Below are 23,423 nucleotides of genomic sequence, written 5' to 3' on the forward strand. Positions count from 1 at the left end.
TTTATATGTAATGTTTGAGTTCAGGATAAATAGCGTTAGGGTTACACACACTTGGCTATAATTATTATCCATATTTTACAACATCTTAGGTTTAGATTTTCAACTCAAGTGCGTTGATGGATGCTTGCAATACTTGCTTAAGCAACAAATATGAATCATCACTAATGCCATCTTTTTCTAATTGTTTGCACAACTGACTCAACTGAATAAAGCCAATGCTGGCACTACTGCCTTTAAGTGCGTGTAACGCTTTTGGCCTATCTGTAGGTAAAGCTGCCAGTGCATTGATGTGTTGTGTACTACTGACTTTAAATAACGCTAACATCTCTTTAACAGCTGCCGTACCAAGGTATTGTAAGTCTTCATTAATTTGCTTTTCATCGAGTAAAGGCTGATTGTCTTCATTACAAACTGAAAATTTTTGATCTATGGTCGTTTGTGTAAAGCCTTTGTGTTTATCCATCTTAGTTAACTTATTCGTGTTGTCGCTGTTGATTGCTGACTTATCACTTGCATCACCAATCCAATTGGCTAAAAACTTCATATTAAGCGGTTTGGCTAATACGTCGTCAAAGCCCGCTGCTTGATACTCGTTTATGTCATCATGTTGAATTTGTGCCGTAAAAGCGGCTATGCTGATGTCTTTTTGGGCTGCGTTAGCAATATTCTTCAACTCTACCAATAACTCAACTCCTGAGCCATCGCCTAATTGAATATCAAGCATAATGCCGTCAAACTTCAACGCACTATCAACGTTAAACAACGCTCTTGCTTGAGCACAACTATCAGCCAGTACGGAATGATGTCCAAGATGTGCTAAAAACCCTTGGGCTACCATGGAATTGACTTTGTTGTCTTCGATAACGAGTACACATTTAGGATCAACTTTAGGTAATTTTGCACAGATAACCTCATGTTCTTGCTCACAGATGTGCAATGGCAAACTAAAACCAAAGGTGGAACCCTCACCCACTTTACTATTGACCCAAATAGAATCATTGGCAGTATTAACCTCATTCATTAACGAGACTAATTCTTTACAAATTGCGAGCCCGAGTCCTGTGCCTCTGGTTCTGCCTTGATTAGGCTGTGCACTATAGGCGATAAACAATTGATCTATGGCCTTTTTACTTATGCCAACGCCAGTATCTGACACTTCAAAGGTTAATCGTTTCTCGACCACATTTACCCGTAATGTAACCTGTCCTGCTGGAGTGAATTTAATGGCATTGCCGAGCAAATTAAACAACACTTGGCGCAATTTGGGGCCATCTACCGTTATCCATTTAGGTAAATTACCGCGAACTAAATATAACGAGATACCTGACAATCCCGCACCAGCTAACATGATTGCCATCACTTCATCGAGCAGCTCATTAAGCGCAACAGCCCGTGGTTCGTTAGTTAATTTACCTTGCTCCAAACGGGAAAAGTCCAAAATATCATTAAGTACATTTTGCAGTAAGGTGCCGCTGTATTGCGATAATGCCAACATTTGTTTTTGTGCTGGAGGTAATGGCGAGTGACTCAGTAAAGTCAGGGTGCCTAAAAGACCATTTAGCGGAGTACGGATTTCATGGCTCATGGTCGCTAAAAATAGCGATTTTGCCTTGTTAGCTTGTTCTGCCATCACTCTAGCCGTCGAATGTCCTTTTGCTTCAGCGTCTAGTTGACGGTTGGTTTCAGCCAGTTCGAGTGTACGTGCCTGCACGGTACTTTCAAGTGAGGCTTTATGGGCAAATAATTCTGATGCCGTTTGTTGTAATTCAGATTGCAGTGCTTGATTGTGCGCGGTTTTTTGTTTAAAAGCTTCAATGGCAGAAGCCATCGCGGTGAGTTCATCGTCTCCGTGAGGATCAAGTACTACTTCGGTATTGCCCTGACTTAATTGAGATAATGCTGCAGTTGCTTCACTTAGGCGTAAAGCGATACCTTTATAAATAACTCGATAAACCACCAACAGCATAATGATTAACATCAAAATACCTGTCGCCCACAGTCCTGATTTAGCCCACAGTAATTGCTGTAAAAAATTACTTCGGGCATGTTCTGCCTGTAGCTGTTGTGCTTTCATTGCGCTATCGACTGACTTATTCAGTTGGCCTAATTTATCCGTCAGCGTTAACAGCTGCGCATTTTGTTTCGTTAGCAATTGAGCATATTGCTGCTGCAAACTTAAGCCATCATTCACCTCCCTTAACATTATCAATTGGTGCTCAAGCTCTGTCGCTCTAACCGGATCTCGAATTAAGCCTTTAAGTAATTCTAGAGGCATTAAATCAATTTGCCCACTCGTGCCTGAAGCAGTATAAGGGCTCGGTATTTCATTACCGTTTTGGGAGTTATCGCGAGTAGAATTAATGGTATAAGTCGTTGGAGACAGTACTCGAGCCATATTGTCGAGTACGTTATTTAATCCGAGTTGTTGTTCTGGAGACTGTAATAACTGCCCTACTAACTCAATGTGATGGATCAATCCCAAAGCTCGATTTAAACGTTCACGAACATCCAAGTCTTGTTCTATGATGGAGTCCAAAAGTTGGGCACTTTGTTCAGCACCAACCACTTGAGGGTAAGCTAAACTTAACTTGGCCAGAATGGTTGAATCGACCACAGCTTGTTCTGCTTCAAGTAAAACACTACTCTTACTGGCTGCTTCCGCGAGTGCGCTTCCTTTATTATTCAATTGAGCCGCCAATACTAAACGTTTACCCACTTGGCGGCCGAATACCGATAAGTCATGGATAATTTCACCAGCTAATAGAGCTAATTGCTTATCTTTATCGACACCATGATTTTGTAGATTTAACGAATTGAGTCGTTCAATAGCGGAAAGTAAATTAGTGCTTTCGAGTGACAACTTACGTCCAAGGAAAACGCGTTGTGCCTCTTGTTCCACTCGTTCCAGCGCTTGGGCATTGTCGAGCAAGCCATTAGAAGACTGCATCAATTGCCTTGCAGCCTCAGATGCGGGTAACGCCTCTTCATATAAATATTGGTCAGCAAGCTTTACCCAATAAAGCGAAATGCTGCCAAGGCTAACTAAAATTAACAGTAACAATCCGAGCAAACAAAATGCCAACATAAGGCGACCTACTAAGCTCTTGCCTGATAGTGATAAAGTGCTCACAGTCATTCCTTAAAATGTTATAATTACAAAAAATCTTAGTGTTCTGTTTAGAAACCTTAATCGAGACAATATAATGCGCCGACTTATTTATTTGCTCATAGCTTGCTTAGGGACAATACCATTACTTGCTGAGGCTACATTAGATTCTAGCTGGATATTACAACAGCGGACGCCATTTAATGCCAAAATTCAAACAGTAAAATCGATACAATATAATCAACTGACTTCGGCCAAAAAGCCTTGGCGGATCTGTGCCTTAGTACCTCACCTCAAAGATGCTTATTGGATCGGTATTGATTACGGTTTGGTGTCAAAAGCCAGCCAATTAGGCATTAATTTAGAATTATTTGAAGCCGGCAGTTATTACAGAAAAGAGCAACAACTAAAACAACTTGAATACTGCCTTAATCAGCCGTTCGATGCCATCTTACTCGGTGCCGTGGCCCCTAATTTACTTGATAACTATCCGGGACAGATTAATAAACCCATCATAGCGTTAGTGAATAGACTCGATAACCCCATGATAACGACTCGTGTAGGCGTTAATTGGTATCAAATGGGCTGGGAAGCTGGCCACTTTATTGCTAAAGCTGTTAAAAAAATACCGCCATCATCTCCAGTAACACTCGCACTACTAACTGGTCCAGAAAGTGTTGGTGGCAGCGATTGGGTTGAGCTCGGTATTCAAGATGCTATTGCCAATAGTCATATTGAGATTACATCAATTCGCCATACCGATAATAATCGTGACCTTTATCGTGACCAACTTCATCATCTGCTTAATGATCATATTCCTAGCTATATTATAGGCAGTGCTGTTGCTATCGAAGCAGCAATTGGAACATTGCAACATAAACAATTAGCTGGCCAAGTAAAGCTTGTGAGCAGTTATCTATCGCCAGCGACATTGCGAGGACTGCATCGTAATAAAGTCGCTTTCAGCAGTGATGATCAAGTGGTGTTACAAGGTAAATTAGCAATAGACATCATGGTAAAACTACTTGAGGGAGCACAATCATTTGGTGATATTGGCCCACAAATACAGGCGTTAGAACAAGGAAAGGTGCAACTCGATATGTTTAATAACAGCTTAGCCCCTGCAAGTTTTTACCCTATTTACCGCGTGACGCCAAAAACTAATCTTTAATCTTTGTCGCAAACAAATAGCCTTCTCCATGAACCGTCACAAACAGGTCAGCCTGTAGCTTGTTTCGTAATCGACGAATAATGACATCAATGGTTCTATCATTTACATCTTCATTACGGTGGCTTGTTTGCTGCATTAGTCGCTCACGAGATAGTACTTGCTGCGGATGCAATGCAAAGGCGGTAAGTAATTCGAACTCTGCTTTAGTCAGCTTTATCACCTCGTCACCACGACTCAGTTTTCGGCTGTTTAACTCAAGAATATATTTATCGAACGCAATGATATCGTCACACTGTTCAAATTGTTCTACAACGTCTTGCTGTGCTTTTTTAACTAATGAAATTCGCCACAACAAATTTTTAACTCTTACTAATAGTTCTCTTAATTCAAATGGTTTAGTCACATAATCATCAGCGCCCATTTCAAGACCAACGATTTTATCAATGGTTTCATCACGACCTGTGACTAAAATAATGCCAACGTCCGAACGACTTCTCAGTTCACGTGCCAAGCTCAAACCATCGGTACCGGGTAAGTTAATATCTAACATCACCAAATCGATATGTTGATTTGTAAACTGTTGCCACATCTGTTCGCCGTCTCCAGCTTCAAGTACCCGATAACCTTCACGCTCAAAATAACCTTTTAATCGAGCTCGGATCACTGCTTCATCGTCAACGACGAGTACTGTATTTGTTAAACCAGGATGTGCCATCGTCCAATCCAGATAGTGTTGCTAATAATGGTCGTTATTATTCATAACTTTTCATATTTGCCTATAAAGATATACAAGGAATGAGTGGCAGCTAGCAAAATTGGTTTATAAAAAAGGACCTAGATCACATAATGGGGATATGTAAAACAAGATCCAATTATATTTGTAGTTTAGCAATAAAAGACGTTATGTTTTTATATTAGAAACTTTTGCTGATGCCGACAACCACTCGGTCATCAAAGATTTTTGTTTGAGTGCCATAGACCTTATGATCGCTATCCATGGTACTGCCATGATAACGAACATCAAAATTGAGGCCGGCATAGGCTTTACTCACTCCCAAATTCCAGTGTCCCCAACCTTCTGCTCCATTACCATCTAAATCTTGGTAGCCGATACTTGCTGAAACATGTAAACCATTGTCAAACTGATAGCTCGGATGAACGGCATAGTTAACACCTTGCCAGCCCTCTACGCCAAACCAATCGTCGATTGTTGGAGTCACTTCTAATTGCACATTTGCATGACCAAATTGTTTACCGACTTTTATCCACAGTTCGGTATAATTCGAATATGAGGCACCTGGATACAGGTAAGAAAAAACCATAACGTCGTAACTGATACCACTATCGCCAAACTCACCTGCTTTACCTATATAAGGTGCAGTAACAATTTCTAAATTGGGGTCTGCAAATTTGATATTGGAAGCAAATACACCGGTATACCAGCCCAGATCATTACCCCACCCTAGAGTACCTTGTACCACTGGTACTTCTGCATCCATCGTTTCCGATTCGCCACGAAAAACATAATCTGAAGCAAAGGTTAATTTACCACTTATGGCTCCATCGAAGACATTATCATCTGCAGCATTGGCAAAAGAGGTAGCCGATAAGATTAGACTGCCTAACAAAATTGACTGAGCTAGTTGAGTTTTTCTAATGTTCATATTCATTACCCTAAAATATATGTTCTTGTTGATAGGGTGACTATATTCAAAACTTATGAATGGCTGTTGAGTTGGTTATGAACTGATGGGAAACAAATATGAAAAAATATGAACACTAAGATTTAACATCACTCAAGCCTTGTGGGTCACTCTATTAAACGATCTGTATAATCAAAAGTGTCCAGATGGCAAAGCTGGATTTCGATGTACTTCACTAGGTTAAATCGATAAATACTCACATTTATGTAACGCTCAACTTTTACAACATTTGAGCTATCGTGTTTATCAGTTTCTAAACAACAGGGTTACAATTGAGTCTGCTGTTGCTGGAAGGGCTGTTGATAAAACTGCAGGGTTTTGCCTACCGTCAACTTGTCTTTGTCCGTCATTTTGTTCCAAGCGATAATTTGTTCCACACTGACCTTATACACTTTGGCAATACTCCAAAGAGTATCGCCATATTTTACCGTGTGATCGCTCCGAACTGCTGGCTGATTAGATGTGGTGATGGTCCTTGGTTGTTTGTTTGTTGAAGCGAGTTCGACCTCTGGTATCATGCTCGATACGCCTTGTGGCATATACAAAAATTGACCGGCAACGATTTTATCACTATTGATGTCGTTCATTTGTTGAATTTTAGACACAGTCGTTTGATAACGTTTAGCAATAGCACTAATGCTATCGCCCGGTTTTATTTGATATTTAGACCATTTCATTCTGGCGCTAATGTCAGTATCAGCAAGTGCCTTTTTAAATTCATTTACCTTGCTAACAGGCACTATTAATTGATGCGGTCCGTCTGGCGATGTCGCCCAACGATTAAATCCAGGATTTAGATTTTGTAGCCGAGCTATGGGCATATTTGCAAGCTCGGCTGCCACCGAGATATCGATTTGACTGCCAACATCAATGACTTCAACAAGGGGTTTGTTAGGAATCGTTTTGAGTGCAATACCATAACGTTGAGCATTTTTTATCACATCAGCGATTGCCAGCAGTTGTGGTACATATTGTCTGGTTTCTTTAGGCAAGGGTAAAGACCAGAAGTCAGTACTCAGTCCTCTCGCTTCATTATATCTAATCGCCTCACGCAAGCGCCCTTCACCGGCATTGTATGCCGCTAGTGCATATAACCAATTATCGGTCTTTTTGTACAGGTATTCGAGCATATCTAATGCTGCGGATGTTGCCGCTGGCACATCTCTTCGACCGTCATACCACCAATTCATCTGCAAGCCAAAATGGCTGGCCATTGGTGAGGTGAACTGCCATAGACCTGACGCATCGGCGCTAGAATAAGCAAAAGGATTAAATGAGCTCTCAACCATAGGTAGTAAGGCTAATTCAATAGGTAAATCTCGATGCTCAAACTCTTGCACAATTAAATACAAAAATGGCTTTGCGCGTTGCGAAATACTCTCAAGATGCTGTGGATTATCGATATACCACTGTCGATATTGGTTAACTAACTGCTCATCTGGGATTGGCATATCCATTGAGTAGCGGATGCGTTCCCACACATCACCATTGTCTTGGTAATTTCGGCGGACTAAAGACTTAGGGATCGTTGAGCTTGTTTTATTGGCAGTACTGAAATTGTTGTCTGCGTCGGCATCTTTAATTGCCACCGTTTGGCAACCACTTAACAGGATAAAGCCTGTTGTGATAAAGACAATTAATGTTCTCAATTAAAGATGTTCCTTAGATCTTACGCTGGCATTTTATGCTCAGATCGCGAATATTTTTGAAGCAAAAGTCGTCCATTGTAATTGAGTTTTATTTTTCTATCTATCAGTTTTAAAAAGCCAATTTAGAAAAGTTTATCAATGACTTCAACCGTTAATCAATTCAGCTTAACGATAATCATTATGCGTTTAGAATTATTAGGACATAGTATGGAGTAGAGAACTTGATTGATTGTGATCTGCATCATCGGATTTCGATTTTATCAATGCCAACCTCCGCTATTTTCACTGTTTAAACACCCGGTCACTGAGTAGATTAATGGCTATCAAGCATTAGCCTTTAAAAAGTGAATTCAGTCATGTCATTACAAGAAAATATTATCCAAATAGTCAGCCACCCTCACCTTTCTCCTAAGCAAAAATCAAATTATTTGGCCCTAGAAGCTGAAAATAGTCTGCCATATGTGGCAGTGTCTGAGCAGGTTAGTGATGCGATGAAGGACGGTATTATTTGCGATATGTTTGAAGGCCACGCGCCGTTTAAACCGCGTTATGTTCTGCCCGACTACGCTAAATACCTGAAGCAAGGCTCAGAGTACTTAGAGTTATCACCGGCTGAAGATTTTGATGATGCCCTTAATGCATTAATGGTGCTTTATCATCATGTGCCGTCGGTGACCAATATTCCGGTGTTCTTAGGTCATTTAGATGCGTTATTGATGCCTTTTGTTGCTGGGCTTGACGCTGATACCATTTATCGCAAATTAACCCGTTTTTGGATCTTACTTGACCGCATATTGCCCGATGCATTTATGCATGTGAATATTGGTCCGACTGATAATATTATTTGCCGGACTTTATTGCGCATTGATCTTGAGTTACAACAAATTGCGCCTAATTTGACCTTTATGTACGAGCCTGCAATAACACCAGATGATTTATTGTTGCAGGCGACCACCAATATTTGTTTTTGCAATAAGCCTCACATCGCCAACTATTCGTTGCATGCTGAAACATTCGATAAGCGCGGGTTTGGCATTGTCAGTTGTTATAACGCGCTCCCATTAGCTGGCGGCGCCAATACGTTAGTACGACTTAACTTAAAACAAGTTGCCTTAAAAGCCACTAGCATCGATGATTTTTTTCAACAAGTACTGCCTTATTATGGCCAACTCACCTTTGAGCTTATTGAAGCGCGTTCGGCATTCTTACATCAACAATCACATTTTTTCGACAGTTTTTTGGTTAAGGAGCAACTCATTGTTGAGGACCGTTTTGCGCCTATGTTTGGGATTTACGGTATGGCTGAGGCGGTCAATATTTTACAAGCCTTGTCTGCTAAGGGGTTAGCTGCCGCTATTGGATCGCAAGAGGCTACTGATCTATCCAGTAACGCCTATGGTCACAGCCAGGCAACTAATGAATTAGGCCTAAGGATCTCAGCTGCATTGGCTAACATGGTGACATCAACTCCGGTGACCTATGGTTATAAGGGGCGTGCGTTATTGCATTCTCAAAGTGGTATTAGCGTCGATAAAGATGTGACTCCTGGTGTTCGTATTCCTTATGGCACAGAGCCTGATCCTATTAGTCATATTCAAGCGTTAGCGAAGCATCATCAATATTATACTGCGGGAATTAGCGATATTCTTAGCATAGATGAAACCGTAAAATCGAATCCACAAGCCATGTTCCAACTCTGTAAAGGCGCATTTAGCTTAGGTTTTAGGGAGTTTACCGCCAATGTCGCGAATAATGATTTAGTCCGCGTTACTGGTTACATGGTCAAATGATCTGACATTGAAACGTTCAAACAACCTGGTTCACGCAGCAATACTAGCGGTTTAGCTGCTGAGGCCACCATGAATACCGGCATATTACAGCGCCAAGCCCGTGTTATTGCTCACGAACAAGCGCCTTTTGTTTATGAGTAAACTGGCTGTTGTAAGCCAAATATTGCCGTTTTCATGCGTCGATGGACCGGGCAGTAGATTGGTAATTTTTCTGCAAGGCTGCAATTATCAATGCAAAAATTGCCATAATCCACAAACGATAAGTTTGTGTAATGCATGTGGCGATTGTGTTGATCATTGCCCTGAGCAAGCATTGACGCTCATTGCAACGCAAGATACAGATTTAAAATGTAAGCCACATATCGTGTGGCACAGCACTAAGTGCACTGAATGTGATACTTGCCTTAGGGTATGCCAAGCACAATCCTCGCCCAAAACGGTAACTTATACGCTTGAGCAAATCCTTGAGGTGATTAGTTGTCAGCGATATTTTATTAACGGTATTACGGTTAGCGGCGGCGAAGCGAGTTTGCAATTACCTTTTGTTATTACTCTGTTTAAGGCGATTAAATCATCTGAGCAACTAGCACACTTAACTTGCATGATCGACACCAATGGTAGTTTAAGTCGCACGGGATGGCATAAATTACTCCCCTATTTAGATGGTGCTATGGTTGATTTAAAAGCATGGCACCAAGCTACTCACTACTATATTACCGGGCGTGATAACAAAGCGGTGTTTAACTCAATTGAATTACTTGCTCAGCACAATAAGCTCTATGAAGTGAGACTGTTACATATTCCTGAGGTTACAGATTATGATACCCAGATTGATGCCCTAGCGGCTTATGTAACTCAGCTACCAAGTGATACCCGAGTTAAATTAAATGCATTTCACCATCACGGAGTTGGTGAAATCGCTTCAACATGGAAGCAATGCACTCAGGCTGATATCGAAAATTTAGCCGCGCTGCTGAGCCAGCGAGGAGTGAATAATCTTGCCTTACCGGTCCTATATCTTTAATTCAATTAAGTCGATTTAATCTCGACATCCTATTTTAGCAATGACGACAGTGTAATATTTGCTCATATAACCATCGGTGTGCGGGATCATTCATGCTTTGTTTATGCCATACGAGGCTATAAGCGACTTTGCCATAATCTATAGGTAAAGCTTTAATGATCAGCCCTTGGGCTTGTTTGGCTGTGGCTCCCCAGTAGCGCGAGCAGGTAAACAGTAATTCACTGTGGTGACACATTAAGGCGGCACTACCAAAGTCTGCTACTGAAATGGGGATCGCGCGTTTTTTGGATTGCTGAGCCAGCAAAATATCGAAAAAGGGTGTGCTTAAGTCGGTATCGGTTATACCTATATGGCTGAATTGCAAATAGTCATCAAGGCTGATGTCTTGCTGCAAAGCCAAAGGATGTGATGCATTCATTAAACAAACCATCTCATCATTGATCAAGGTTTCCCAGACTAAATCGTCATCAATATCCGTCGGCTGACTTAGGTCGTGGGGTAAAATAATGAAATCTAACGAGCCCTTTATTAAGCCATCAAAACCAATATTGTCTTTACTGTAAATATCTAAATGGATGTTGGGCGCTAACTTAAGAATATGAGCGCTTATTTTTGCCGCCAGTAGTTCAAAGGTGCTTTCACGCATAGAGAGCGCAAAACGGCCCTGATAATCAGCAGGACTAAACACATCTTGGCTCATGATATGGTTCATATCATTGATCATCTGCTGCACACTAGGGCCCAGTCTTCGCGCTAAGGGGGTGGCGATTAGCGAATTACCATGTCGATAAAATAATTCATCATTAAGGCTGTTTCTTAACTGACTCAAGGTTTTACTTACCGATGAGGGGCTTAAACATAAGCGTTCAGCACTGGCAGTGACACTGAGGGTATCAAGCATCACATGCAAAGTGATTAAGTGTTTCATGCTAATACGGGAAAGCTTTGCCAAATCCATTAGTGTCTTAACCCTTTATAAATATTGGATTTAATCACTAAAATATAAAACTAAAGAGGATATGTGTATAGGCTCAAAAGTCATAATCAAGAGCCGCTTCACAGTGCTGACGAATAAAGAGTCTATTTAAGGCCGTTCAACGTCATTCTAGTTGCTTATGAGTCTTGGCTTATTTCAGATTAACCTTTGCTGATCCGTTAATTTCTTTTCTATTCAATATCCAACCACATTTCCCCCAGCACTTCACATGCCTACTAGGCAGCAGTGTTTCTGATCTCGTGGATTGGGTTCTGGGTTTATTACCATCAATAACTGACTTCTCTACGCCATATTTGACACCATTATTGTCGCTAGCGTCATTTATGACAAAGCATAGCGAGACGATAGTCGCTATTAGATAACACCGATATCAAGCCTTATAAAGTTAACTGATTTAAAAATGATAATTTTCAATACCTTATAAATAATATTCCAATAAGACCTCGCACTAAGCTAACTTGGCCCACCAATTGCTATTACTAAGTATGTTTGTAATCTGTTTTACAGATTAGGCAGAATTTAAGTTAACCACTACTGGAGTAATAACATGACTGATTCTATTGTTTCTTTTCCACAATTAAACCGACCAGCACCTGCATTTAATACCAAGACGACTCATGGTATGCGCTCTCTCACTGACTATAAAGGCAAGTGGTTGGTGTTATTCTCGCATCCAGCAGATTTCACCCCTGTATGTACTACTGAGTTTATGGGATTTGCACAACACGCTGCAGAGTTTGCTGAGATTAATACCGAATTATTGGGTCTATCTATCGACAGTATTCACTCTCATATTGCTTGGGTACGTAATATTGAAGAAAACTTTGGTGTTGAAATTACCTTCCCTATTATCTCCGATTTATCAATGGCAGTGGCTAAAGCCTACGGCATGATCCAACCTGGCGCGAGTGATACCGCCGCTGTGCGTGCAACTTTCATTATCGATCCTGAAGGTATATTACGTGCCATGGTCTATTACCCAATGAGCAACGGCCGTTCTATTAGCGAATTTGTTCGTTTAGTCAAAGCATTGCAAACCAGCGACGCCAATGGCGTAGCGACTCCAGAAAACTGGCAGCCTGGTGATGACGTTATTGTCCCCCCACCAGCCACTACTGCTGAAGCCAAAGCCCGTTTAAACCAAGGTTATGAATACACTGATTGGTATTTCAGCAAAAAATCGCTTTAATTTTGCCGGCACAGGGATCTAAGTTCCTGTGCATCTTTTACATAGGATTAATATAGGAACTTTATAATGAACTCTACTTTTAGTGTCCATGAGTTTTTAGATGATGACAGTGAAACGTTCACTTATGTCGTTGCCGATAATGCCACTTCATATGCCGTTATTATTGACCCTGTTTTAGATTTTGATTACAAGTCAGGTCGTACTGATACTCGAAGTGCCAAACGAGTTTTACATTGGATTGAACGTCAAAACTTGACGGTAAAATGGATATTAGAAACCCATGCCCATGCAGACCATTTATCTGCCGCCAGTTTTATATGTGACAAAGTCGGTGGCAAAATAGGCATTGGCGAGCATATCACCGAAGTTCAAGATACTTTTAAAAGCATATTTAATCTTGAGGCGAGTTTTTTGCCGAATGGCAGTCAATTTGATCGACTATTTAAACATGGTGATCGGCTACAAGTCGGTGATATGACCATACGTATTATGCATACTCCAGGGCACACTCCTGCCGATTTAGCCTACATCATTAACGAACAAGCCGCGTTTGTAGGTGACACTATCTTTCTGCCTGATGTGGGGACTGCGCGATGCGATTTCCCTGGTGGCGATGCCAATACTTTATATGACTCAATCCAGACATTATTTAGTTTGCCAGACTCGACCGACATTTATGTTTGCCATGACTACCCTACTGAAGGCCGTGACCACCAATTTAAAACTCAAATCAGTCAACAAAAACAACACAATATTCATGTTAACGACACCATGTCAAAAGCCGATTTTGTTGCTTTGCGACAAAAACGAGACGCCACGTTAGCCATGCCAAGGCTGATATTGCCATCGATTCAAGTCAACATTCGTGCAGGAAAAATGCCTGATGCTGAAGACAATGGCACAGTCTATTTAAAAATCCCGATTAACCTTCTTTAAACCTAAGAGTCATCAAAATGATACAAGCAATTATTGGCGCATTATTAATTGGTTTAGTGCTGAGTGTATTGGGCTCTGGAGGCTCAATTATTACGGTTCCAGTGTTGTTATATCTTATTGGTATGCAACCACAATTAGCCATAGCTTCATCATTATGTATCGTTGGTGTAATCAGTTTAATCAGCAGTATGCGTTTCATTAAGCATAAAAAGGTTTCTTGGCGTCATGTGTTCTTATTTGGTTTACCTGGCATGGCGGGGACTTACTTAGGTGCTTGGACAAGCACTTTTGTGACCAGTGACATTCAACTGACTGTGTTTGTCATTTTAATGCTTATGGGTGCCGTCATGATGTGGCGTAATCAATCAAGTCGATGTAAAGCGGGCACGCTGGATGTGACCAAAATCCTCTTACAAGGCTTAGGGGTCGGTGTTGTGACTGGTTTTGTTGGTGTTGGTGGCGGCTTTTTAATTGTGCCGGCTTTGGTGATCCTCGGTGGTATTGATATTGGACTCGCGATTGGCACCAGCTTACTGATTATTACCATGAATTCATTCGTTGGCTTTATAAAATACTACTCATTGCTTTCAGATAAAGGGCTTGAGTTTGACTGGTCGGTTATTGGGATCATGATTGCTGGCGGGTTTGTCGGCAGTATTGCAGGTCAATGGATAAGCCAATATTTACCTAAAGCAATATTACAGAAAATATTTGCCGTGTTTTTAGTCTTAATGGCGCTATTTATCCTAACTAAATCTATTATTTAATATCACGAGGTACACATGAAAACTGCTCAAGAATACATAAGTGAAATCAAAGCTAACATTATCGAAGTGAGTACCCATGATTTACTCACGGCAATGCTTAACCCTGATGTGGTTATTATCGATGTCCGTGAACACGAAGAATTTTTATTAGGCCATATCGAAGGTGCAGTAAATTTCCCTCGTGGTGTATTAGAGATGAAAATACACGAGCATCCTTTGGTCAGTCACCATTGCGAATGGGTTTTAGCATTAAATGAATTAGCAGAAAAAGAGATATTTCTGATTTGCCGTACTGGGGGTCGCTCCGCACTTGCTGCTGATTCATTACAAAATATGGGCTTTAAAAAACCACTATCTGTAGCAGGTGGTATGGTGCAATGGCAACAAGATGGATTTCCATTAGTGCCGTATAAGGTTTAAATCACAGTAAGCTAGATATGCTCTGGCTAATGGCTGATATCTTTCATTGCCATTAGCTGGAGGCCGTTTATTTGACCACTAATTGGTAAGATGATTATTTTCGTGATGTGATCACAATTGATTTAGCGGTATTTTAATATAATAGTTATCTTCACCTTCTATGGGTGAAATATTGCCTGCACGAATATTGATTTGGATTGCGGGTAGTAGCAAAGCTGGAGTATCAGCATTTATATGACGTTGTTGATGTAACTCAACAAACTCAGTAAGAGTGACTTTACCCCCTACAACGCGGTTATTCCTTTTTTGCGCAATAACCGATGTTTCTAATTGATTCTCCGCGTTTTTATCTGTGAACGGATAATGTCCTACAAATACACGGGTACAATTTGGCAATGCTAATATCCGTTGAATTGAATGGTATAAGGTGGTTGCACTGCTATCTGGGAATTCAGTACTCGCAGTCCCTAACTCAGGTATAGATAAGGTATCACCGACAAACACTGTGTCTTCAATAAGATAGCTAACACAAGCTGGTGTATGGCCCGGAGTGTGCATTACGTGAATATTTAAATGACCGAATTTAATCAATTCTTCATCGACAAACAGTTGGTCAAACTGCTCACCATTACACTGAAAGCTTTCATCAAGATTAAGTAATCGCTTAAACGTGTGCTGGACTTTGGTGATATTCTCGCCAATTCCCGTTATCCCTCCTCGATTTTTCTTGATATAGCATGCCGCTGAAATATGATCATCATGGGCATGCGTTTCTAAAATCCATTCAATTTCATATCCATGTTTATCGATATGCTCAATCAGCATATCGGCAAAGTGGGTACTTATGGTTCCAGAGGCGATATCAAAGTCTAAAACAGGATCGATTATGGCGCTTTGACGCGTAGCAAGATCCGTCACCACATAAGTAATCGTATGGCTAACGTGATGATAAAAAGGATCGATGCGGATTTTGCTCATGACACATTACTCCCAACAAAATCCCTTGGGCATTTGTTAGATAAAACCTCATATGAATATCGGTCACATTCGCAACATCATTTATCGTTGACTGAGGAAGTTTGATTATTACAGTATAATGTTAAGTCAAATCATCATCTTTTACTGCGAATTATGTCGCAATAAATTGCGAACGAATCAACTCACTATGATTTAGGTTTTGCGTAATAAGACTTAACGTTTGTTAAGCCTTATTACGTCATTATTTACGTCTTTATTAGGGTTTGGCTGTCATCGGCGATACTGGATCACTGATGACTTTTTGCAATGAAAATGCACCTCTAATATCACCAAGGGCAAAGTTAATTGCTTTATCATCAGGATAGGTTGTATTAATCAATGCACTCAGTTCAGGGTTAATATTACTGCCATGACAACCTAAGCATAACTCTTGAGTTGGAATGGCTTTCATATAACGAAACTCAGTATTATCGCCATTAACAATATACTCGCTGGCCACTATCGGTTTATCAACGGATTGCTGTCCTGAAGACTGAATGGCTTCAAACTTTTGTAATTGTGCTAACTCCCATGCATCTGGCGTATTGTCTGAATTACGCACCCGCAAACTGGTTCGAGCGAGCGTCCAGCCTTGTTTCGAATTCTGTGCAGTAATGGCAGGCGCTACCGACTTACACACAGACACAGCATTGGGCAATCCACCTTGCTTTATGGCTGCCTGTAACTGACCTTTTAATGTTTGGCTAAATTCGGCAATACGCTCATTAGCCTCTTGCTCAAGCATTTGCTGTTCGGTTAATGATGCTGCTTGGCTAACACTGGCCATACTCGCGAGTATTAGTAAAGCGCCTAATTTGCCAGATCCTGCCACGTGTTGATTACAATTCTTTGCTAATGTCATTATCATCATCCTCTGCTTCTAGGCGCGTGATCCCCATGAGTTTCAACGCATATTTTTCGTATAATGGTTCACTGCTACCAGTCTTCATTTTTCGTAGAAAGTATTTTTCAAAACCAATTTTGGCAAAATGCGCCCATTTCCCTTTTTTAAACCAAGAGACGTTACGCGGTGCTATTTGAGGCATTGCCACAAATACTGCACCAGTGTCACCCATATCAGCAATACAAATTGCATTCCAGGTGCCTTTACTTTTAGGCGGGCTGTTTTCAATAATAATGCTATGCAAATTGTGAGCGATTGCAGTCATCATCGACTCAATCATGTAACCTGTTTTTGGCATTCCGGTTGGGACTGGCGTTATTTCTGCTGGCGGGATTGCCACACAAACGCCACCCGCAAAAATATTACTAAATGTTGGTGAACGTTGATGTTCATCGGTAATAACAAAGCCTTTAGGGTTACATAGTCCTTCAACATTCGCGACAGCATCAATACCAGCAAATGGGGGGATTAACATTGAATGTTGAAATGGCAATGAGTGAGAAAAATCAACATTTCCCTTTCTATCAAGCTCTGAAATATGCATCACGCCCTCCTCTACAGAGTCAACCGTGGCATTGCATATCCATTTTATATCTCTTTGGCGTAACTCAGACTCGAGCATTGATTTTGAATCACCAACGCCACCTAAACCTAAATGCCCAACATAAGGCTCGCTAGTGACAAAATGAATTGGCACTTTGCTTCGAATGCCGGCATCACGTAACACCTTGTCTAAAATAAACACGTATTCATAAGCAGGCCCAAAGCAGCTTGCACCTTGAAATGCCCCCACGATCACAGGACCCGGATTAGCTAACAGTTTATCGACATCAACTTTGCACTCTACTGCATGTTCAAGTGTGCAAATAGATTGAGTAAAGTGTTCAGGGCCTGCTCCAGGTATAGTGTTAAATGCCAGTTTAGGACCGGTTGCGATAACCAAATAGTCATAGTCAATAATGTCTTCATCAGCAGTTATAAGTTGATTTTTTTCAGTATCAATTTTAGTCACTCTGGCACATTTAAATTCTATTTTTTTATCTGCTAAGTGTTTTTCTATCTGGAACGTAATGGCTTTAGGTTCTCGCCACCCAACGGCAATCCAAGGATTAGAAGGGGTAAAACGAAATGTATCATGTTCGTTAACCATTAAAACTTGATGGTCCTTACCCAAAATCTCTTTTATTTCGTATGCGGCTGGCATGCCACCAGTACCGGCACCTATCACAACAATTTTAGCCATTGAATGTTCTCCCCATTTACAGTGTCTTTGAACTCAATACGGCCATCAGACATGTATATTAGAGCTATACAAAGCTTGTGCCAGATCACATCTTAAATTTTAAGGCAATGAAATCAGTTGCCTAGAACCAATCAATGTTTAGATAATGTAAATGCAAGGTTACCAAGTGACAAATGTGGCATTGACGTGACAATTATGGCACCTATAATGACATATTAGAATTAACTGATGCATATATAGACAAGCGAGAGCAATAAATGGATAACACTACCGTAGTCCAATCGATGATAAACGCGATTGATAAACCGGCAATATTTATTACCCCTGACTATGTCATACATGCGGTCAATGAAGCCTATGCAGAAACATATGAGACCAAAGTGATATTGGGTCAAAGTAAGTGTCATCAAATTTCCCATCACAGTAACGAACCTTGTGACAAACACGGCGAAGATTGCCCTTTACAGCAATGCCTGAGTACGACTAGAGCAGCCAATGCGATGCATATCCATAGCACGGCTCATGGCAAGTCATATTGCGATATTTTAATGAAACCGATTAAAGATAATGACGGCCAAATCTTAGGGTTTCTAGAGATTCTAGATGCTATTGATTATGCATCGATCGAATCTAAAAAAGGCACTATGGTCGGTCAATCCGCGCCGTTTAAGGAAATGCTCAATCGGATAAATCGCGCCTCTCAATCCAACATTGCAGTACTATTGCAAGGTGAAACAGGCGCTGGTAAAGAGCTGGTCGCCAAAGCTGTACATCAGGCCAGCAGTAGAAGTGATAAGCCATTTGTGGTGATTGAATGTACCGGACTGAGTGAGAATCTATTCGAAAGTGAATTATTTGGCTATGAAAAAGGTGCCTTTACCGGGGCGACCACCAGCAAAAAAGGTCTGATTGAAATCGCCCATGGTGGGACGGTGTTTTTTGATGAAATTGGCGACGTACCAATGAATATGCAAGTCAAGTTACTCAGATTACTTGAAACTCAATGCTATCGCGCCGTTGGGGGCTTAAAACAAAAACGTTCTGATTTTAGATTAGTCAGCGCCAGCCATAAAAATTTACTCGATTTAGTTGAAAAAGGAGAATTCAGACGTGATTTGTATTATCGCATTGCAGGATTTCCGATTTACTTACCCTCGTTACGTGAACGCCATGATGATATTCCAACGCTCGTTAATCACTTTATTAAATATTCTGAATACAAACATAAAAAGTTTTCAGCTAATGCGTTAACCTTACTCAGTCGTTATGCCTATCCAGGTAATATTCGTGAATTGAAAAACATTATTGAGCAATCAGCATTAATAGCCAACGAAGATATGATCCACTGCAGTGATTTACCTGAAATTGTTCAACCTAATAACCTGTCGACCGAAGAAAACAATTCCCTAAAAACGGCAACCACGATCATGTCATTAGATGACGTTGAGTATAGGTATCTTTTTCAGGTCTGTGAGCAATTTCAAGGGTCTCCTGCAGAATTAGCCATTAAGCTTAATATTAGTGTTCGTACTTTATATCGTAAATTACAGCGCTATGATTTAAAACTAACAGCGCTGTAAGCACATCACTTCGACCTGCGCATTCACTAATGTTGGTGCATGAGTGAGTGAGTGCTTTTTATTACAACAAGGTTTCATCATGGCGCTTTCTGCGCCCGCTTTAGTTTCACAGCAACGTTTCGCCTCAGGTGCACTGTGACAGCCCGCTTCTCCATCAGCATGATCATGTTCGCAACAACCGCCATTAGCTTGCTTAGCAATATGTTTCACTGACGGACGCCCCTGACTTACCTGGGTATATTGTTCACAGTTGGATAAAACAGCAGCCGCAAAATGCTGTAACTCTGTACGGCCGTTTTTTGCATGAAATACACTCAAATTCTGGTTTAGTAGCTTAGACAATAACTGCTGGCCAATATTACGTATGATCACCCGATTAGCGCCTTGTGCCAGTATCAAACTGACTAATTGCTGCTTGCCCTCACATCCATCGAGTAAAGCTGGGTTGGTAAAACGCCCGACGACTTGAGCTTGGTCATTAATAAACAGTACCTCATCGGCTTTGCTAAAATGGTTGGAAATATTTTCCGCTTTCATGGGTATGGCTGTAATCATGGGGGCAGTCCTCACTGTACAATATTAAATTTTATCATCGAGATACCATTTAGTTTAAACGGCATAAATGGTTATGGTTGATGACATTAATGCTTGCCATTATCGATTAACAGTAATTGGCATATGCTATATATACGCCGATTAATGGCATATGCCAATTAGCATTGATATTTTGTGACCGGTGCCACGCTTAGCTCAATATCAATACCAATAATCGAATCAGTGATTTCTATTTTATTTGCTCAATGACAATTTTAATGATGGAACCCATAAAAATATTAACATTTAATCTTGGGTAAGCATTTCCATTGAGTTGAATATTGAGGAGTAAGCAAATCACGACGCATTGCCCACTTTTGTTGTATTCCTTGTGCAGCAAGAAACACAGTATCGCGGCCATAACGTTGGTTGATGCTATCAAGGGTGTGCATGAGGGCATAATCGACCTTAGCAGGATTGAATAAATCAAATTGAAAATATTTCTCGCTGGCTAAATCAACAAGGCCTACGCCAATTTTGTAATACCGCACACCGACGCGAAACAACCTTGGTGCAGCTTGTCTAAGCGCTTTGGTGAGTTCAACAGAGCAATGTGTCGGGCAAGGGAAATGGACAATGACCTTATCACTCACGGGCCGTTCGTCATGAGGGGAATTACTGGCAAACAGCAACATGGTTTTGCAATACGAGCCTTGCTGACGCGCTTTAAGCGCCGCGATAGCGATATGTTTACTCAATGCCTGTAATAGCAATTCATAGTCAGTGATGCGCTCACCAACACTACGAGTCGAGAAAATTTGTTTTTTATCTGCCCTTGCCTCATCCCATTGTTTACAGACTTGACCATTCAGTTCACGAACCGTTCGCTCTATTTCAATACTAAATTGTTTTCTCGCAAGGCTCGGTGGCATACAGGCAAGATCATATGCGCTGCGAATATTCATTACTTCAAGTTTTTTACTTATGCGCCTACCAATGCCCCATACATCACCGACCGCAAGCTGACGCAAAATGTCAGTGCGTTGCTGCAATGTCTCAATTACGCAAACACCTTGGTACCCTGGAATTTTTTTAGCGGCATGATTGGCTATCTTGGCTAAGGTCAAGGTGTCACCCATACCGACACAGACGGGTAAACGCGCTTCTTTCCAAACCGTACGACGGATTAACTGACCATGAGTATGCAGGCATTTAATCGCGGGGTAACTGTGTTTAAACGACAGGAAACATTCATCGATGGAGTACACATGCTGATCGGGCGCAAAGCGACCTATTATCGCCATCATTTTTGCTGATAAATCGGCATAGAGCTCATAGTTAGATGAACACACAATCACATTACGCTCGGCACATAGCGCTTTAACTTGAAAATAGGGTAGAAATTTTTGTATGCCCGCTTCTTTTGCTTGTCGATTAGCAGCCACAATACAACCGTCGTTATTGCTCAGTACAATAATTGGCTTACCACGCCAATCAGGGCGAAATACCTGTTCAGCACTGCAATAAAAAGCATTGGCATCAACTAAGGCAAACATTGTTGCTTACCCTTGGTGGCTAACAAACATGGGGCTTTGGCGATGACAACGAATTGAGCGGATCACCACACCTTCAATACTAAAGTCATCATAATCGCAAATAGTTACTGGTAAATGTTGCTCATGAGATGACACTAGCATTCGCCGTTGCAGATCGAGAATTTTACACACAAATTCACCATTAAAATTAGCCACAATCACGTCGCCACTTTTAGCCGTTTCATGACGATCGACAATCAGTAAGTCGCCATCGAATATCCCAACACCTTGCATTGACTCCCCTTGGGCTAAGCCGATAAAAGTCGAACTTGGATGTTGCACTAACATCTCATCAAGACTGAGGCCTAATTGAAGATACTCAGCAGCAGGGCTTTCAAAACCGGTAATGCCAGCACTGGCGACAATGGGAATAAAGCGCATACGCTAACCTCGTACATTTATACTAGACACTGTATAAAAACACAGTACCATTTATAGGATACATAGTAGCGCTAAATTTTGTCTGTGCAAGTTTATTTATGTTAAACCGCGATATGCAGGCGGCATATTTAGCCATTGAAGGTTGTTATTAGCCAGCTAGATAGCGTTATCAGTTTAATAGTTAATGAATTTATTTGTTCAAGGTCAAAATACAATCTGAGCGATTGGTCTACACTTGTGATCAGTACAACAATGAATTTGATGCAAATATACACTTGATTGCTACTTTTTTTGGGGTCTAGTATGACACTCGCCACATTTGATATCGACATGCACGATGACAACTGCGACCTGAGTCTTGCAGGTGATTGGCAATTAGGCCAAGCACCACTAGGTGCCGATATTTGTGCCGCCCTTCCCGCAACTTGCCATACTGTCAGATTAGTGACGACTGAATTATCTCAGTGGGATTCAAGCCTTGCCATTGCCTTATTACAATTATCCCGCTGGTGTGAACAACAAAAAATAGCCCTCAATATTCAAGATACCCCACAAGGATTACAACAATTACTGCAGCTAGCTACCGATGTGCCTGTGTATCAAACGGCGAATGATGGTGTCATTGGTGGCATGTGGGTCACGCTTCGTAAAGGCATGATTGTACAAGGCTTACAGGTGCACGATGGCTTAGTGTTTGTCGGGGAAAGCACGTTGGCATTAGGGCGTTGGTTAAGAGGTAAAGCCAGTACTCGGCGCAGTGATATCGTATTTTTTATTGAACAAGCAGGGCCTAAAGGACTGGCGATTGTCACTTTGATTAGTCTGCTAGTGGGAATGATTTTAGCCTATTTAGGTTCAGTGCAGCTGCGTCAGTTAGGTGCTCAGGTGTATGTCGCTAACTTAGTGGCGATTGGAATGGTACGCGAAATGGGCGCCCTGATGACAGGCGTTATTATGGCTGGCAGAACGGGAGCCGCGTATGCAGCTCAATTAGGCACCATGCAGGTCAATGAAGAGATTGATGCGCTGCGAGTCATGGGTATTTCCACCATGGAGTTTCTGGTGTTACCTCGCTTGTTGGCATTGATTTTCATTATGCCGTTAATGTGCATTTACTCTGACGTGATAGGCATGATCGGCGGTGCAGTAGTTGCCAATGGCATGGGCGTGAGTTACACCCAATATATTTTACAAACTCAGGTTGCCATTGATTGGGTAGACATATCCACCGGGTTGATAAAAAGCCTTATTTTTGGTTTTTTGATTGCGATTGCAGGTTGTCAGGCCGGGCTTAAATGCGGGCGAGATTCTAATGCCGTTGGTTTAGCCACGACCAGTGCTGTAGTTAAAGCCATTGTGTTTCTGGTGGTTTCCGATGCCGCGCTCAATATCTTATACGATAAGTTAGGGATCTAAT

The 23,423-nt window shown here is 41.3% G+C and carries 19 protein-coding genes and 1 pseudogene; 9 read left to right on the plus strand and 11 right to left on the minus strand.

The features are described from left to right. Positions 1–91: 91 nt before the first annotated feature. On the minus strand, positions 92–3,136 hold the full coding sequence (gene torS / locus H5114_RS11205; RefSeq protein ID WP_182722955.1) for a TMAO reductase system sensor histidine kinase/response regulator TorS: 3,045 nt from the start codon (positions 3,134–3,136) through the stop codon (positions 92–94). Between the two features lie 67 nt (positions 3,137–3,203). On the opposite strand from torS, the gene torT reads away from it, so the two are divergent. Continuing rightward, positions 3,204–4,277: a TMAO reductase system periplasmic protein TorT gene (gene torT / locus H5114_RS11210; RefSeq protein ID WP_124014898.1), complete on the plus strand. Its 1,074-nt coding sequence runs from the start codon at positions 3,204–3,206 to the stop codon at positions 4,275–4,277. Here the strand turns inward: torT and torR are convergent. From torR to H5114_RS11225, 3 genes are all read right to left on the minus strand, one after another. After that, on the minus strand, positions 4,267–4,992 hold the full coding sequence (torR, locus tag H5114_RS11215) for a two-component system response regulator TorR (protein WP_011637451.1): 726 nt from the start codon (positions 4,990–4,992) through the stop codon (positions 4,267–4,269). The two genes, torT and torR, sit on opposite strands and share 11 nt — an antisense overlap. Positions 4,993–5,191: 199 nt before the next feature. Next, positions 5,192–5,941: a TorF family putative porin gene (locus H5114_RS11220; protein ID WP_124014899.1), complete on the minus strand. Its 750-nt coding sequence runs from the start codon at positions 5,939–5,941 to the stop codon at positions 5,192–5,194. Positions 5,942–6,246: 305 nt separating this feature from the next. After that, positions 6,247–7,629 carry a LysM peptidoglycan-binding domain-containing protein gene (locus H5114_RS11225; protein WP_182722956.1) on the minus strand — a complete coding sequence of 461 codons (1,383 nt, stop codon included), beginning with the start codon at positions 7,627–7,629 and terminating at the stop codon, positions 6,247–6,249. 356 nt (positions 7,630–7,985) lie between these two features. On the opposite strand from H5114_RS11225, the pseudogene H5114_RS11230 reads away from it, so the two are divergent. Further along, positions 7,986–9,560: pseudogene (locus H5114_RS11230) on the plus strand (YjjI family glycine radical enzyme). Beyond that, the gene (locus H5114_RS11235) at positions 9,553–10,443 is read left to right on the plus strand and encodes a YjjW family glycine radical enzyme activase (RefSeq protein ID WP_182722957.1); all 891 of its coding nucleotides are present in this window, start codon (positions 9,553–9,555) and stop codon (positions 10,441–10,443) included. The pseudogene H5114_RS11230 and the gene H5114_RS11235 overlap by 8 nt, the downstream one beginning before the upstream one ends. Positions 10,444–10,477: 34 nt before the next feature. Here the strand turns inward: H5114_RS11235 and H5114_RS11240 are convergent, their stop codons facing one another. Beyond that, positions 10,478–11,401 carry a LysR family transcriptional regulator gene (locus tag H5114_RS11240; RefSeq protein WP_182722958.1) on the minus strand — a complete coding sequence of 308 codons (924 nt, stop codon included), beginning with the start codon at positions 11,399–11,401 and terminating at the stop codon, positions 10,478–10,480. 586 nt (positions 11,402–11,987) lie between these two features. Here H5114_RS11240 and H5114_RS11245 point away from each other — a divergent pair. From H5114_RS11245 to H5114_RS11260, 4 genes are all read left to right on the plus strand, one after another. After that, complete coding sequence (locus tag H5114_RS11245; protein ID WP_182697392.1) at positions 11,988–12,629, plus strand: peroxiredoxin; 642 nt, start codon at positions 11,988–11,990, stop codon at positions 12,627–12,629. 66 nt (positions 12,630–12,695) lie between these two features. Next, a complete protein-coding gene (locus tag H5114_RS11250; protein WP_182722959.1) occupies positions 12,696–13,565 on the plus strand; it encodes an MBL fold metallo-hydrolase in 870 nt (289 codons plus the stop codon). A gap of 17 nt (positions 13,566–13,582) precedes the next feature. Then, a complete protein-coding gene (locus tag H5114_RS11255; protein ID WP_182722960.1) occupies positions 13,583–14,332 on the plus strand; it encodes a sulfite exporter TauE/SafE family protein in 750 nt (249 codons plus the stop codon). A gap of 15 nt (positions 14,333–14,347) precedes the next feature. Further along, complete coding sequence (locus H5114_RS11260) at positions 14,348–14,752, plus strand: rhodanese-like domain-containing protein (RefSeq protein WP_124014907.1); 405 nt, start codon at positions 14,348–14,350, stop codon at positions 14,750–14,752. A gap of 111 nt (positions 14,753–14,863) precedes the next feature. Here H5114_RS11260 and H5114_RS11265 read toward each other — a convergent pair whose 3' ends face one another. From H5114_RS11265 to H5114_RS11275, 3 genes are all read right to left on the minus strand, one after another. After that, on the minus strand, positions 14,864–15,730 hold the full coding sequence (locus tag H5114_RS11265; RefSeq protein ID WP_182722961.1) for an MBL fold metallo-hydrolase: 867 nt from the start codon (positions 15,728–15,730) through the stop codon (positions 14,864–14,866). 256 nt (positions 15,731–15,986) lie between these two features. Beyond that, the gene (locus H5114_RS11270; protein ID WP_182722962.1) at positions 15,987–16,631 is read right to left on the minus strand and encodes a DUF3365 domain-containing protein; all 645 of its coding nucleotides are present in this window, start codon (positions 16,629–16,631) and stop codon (positions 15,987–15,989) included. Continuing rightward, positions 16,609–17,916: an NAD(P)/FAD-dependent oxidoreductase gene (locus H5114_RS11275; RefSeq protein WP_182697397.1), complete on the minus strand. Its 1,308-nt coding sequence runs from the start codon at positions 17,914–17,916 to the stop codon at positions 16,609–16,611. The genes H5114_RS11270 and H5114_RS11275 overlap by 23 nt, the downstream gene beginning before the upstream one ends. 257 nt (positions 17,917–18,173) lie before the next feature. Between H5114_RS11275 and H5114_RS11280 the strand changes: the two genes are divergently transcribed. Next, on the plus strand, positions 18,174–19,496 hold the full coding sequence (locus tag H5114_RS11280) for a sigma-54-dependent Fis family transcriptional regulator (RefSeq protein ID WP_259395281.1): 1,323 nt from the start codon (positions 18,174–18,176) through the stop codon (positions 19,494–19,496). Here the strand turns inward: H5114_RS11280 and H5114_RS11285 are convergent. From H5114_RS11285 to H5114_RS11295, 3 genes are all read right to left on the minus strand, one after another. Next, positions 19,482–20,051, minus strand: coding sequence for a NifB/NifX family molybdenum-iron cluster-binding protein (locus tag H5114_RS11285; RefSeq protein WP_182722963.1), 570 nt, complete (start codon positions 20,049–20,051; stop codon positions 19,482–19,484). The two genes, H5114_RS11280 and H5114_RS11285, sit on opposite strands and share 15 nt — an antisense overlap. A gap of 278 nt (positions 20,052–20,329) precedes the next feature. Then, positions 20,330–21,586: a Y-family DNA polymerase gene (locus H5114_RS11290; RefSeq protein WP_182722964.1), complete on the minus strand. Its 1,257-nt coding sequence runs from the start codon at positions 21,584–21,586 to the stop codon at positions 20,330–20,332. A 6-nt stretch (positions 21,587–21,592) separates the two neighbouring features. Next, on the minus strand, positions 21,593–22,006 hold the full coding sequence (locus H5114_RS11295) for a LexA family transcriptional regulator (protein ID WP_124014913.1): 414 nt from the start codon (positions 22,004–22,006) through the stop codon (positions 21,593–21,595). Positions 22,007–22,309: 303 nt separating this feature from the next. Between H5114_RS11295 and H5114_RS11300 the strand changes: the two genes are divergently transcribed. Continuing rightward, positions 22,310–23,422 (plus strand): ABC transporter permease, encoded by a 1,113-nt coding sequence (locus H5114_RS11300; protein ID WP_182722965.1) that lies wholly within the window; start codon positions 22,310–22,312, stop codon positions 23,420–23,422. Position 23,423 lies beyond the last annotated feature (1 nt).

This window comes from Shewanella sp. SR43-8 (assembly GCF_014163775.1).
Lineage (GTDB): Bacteria > Pseudomonadota > Gammaproteobacteria > Enterobacterales > Shewanellaceae > Shewanella > Shewanella vesiculosa.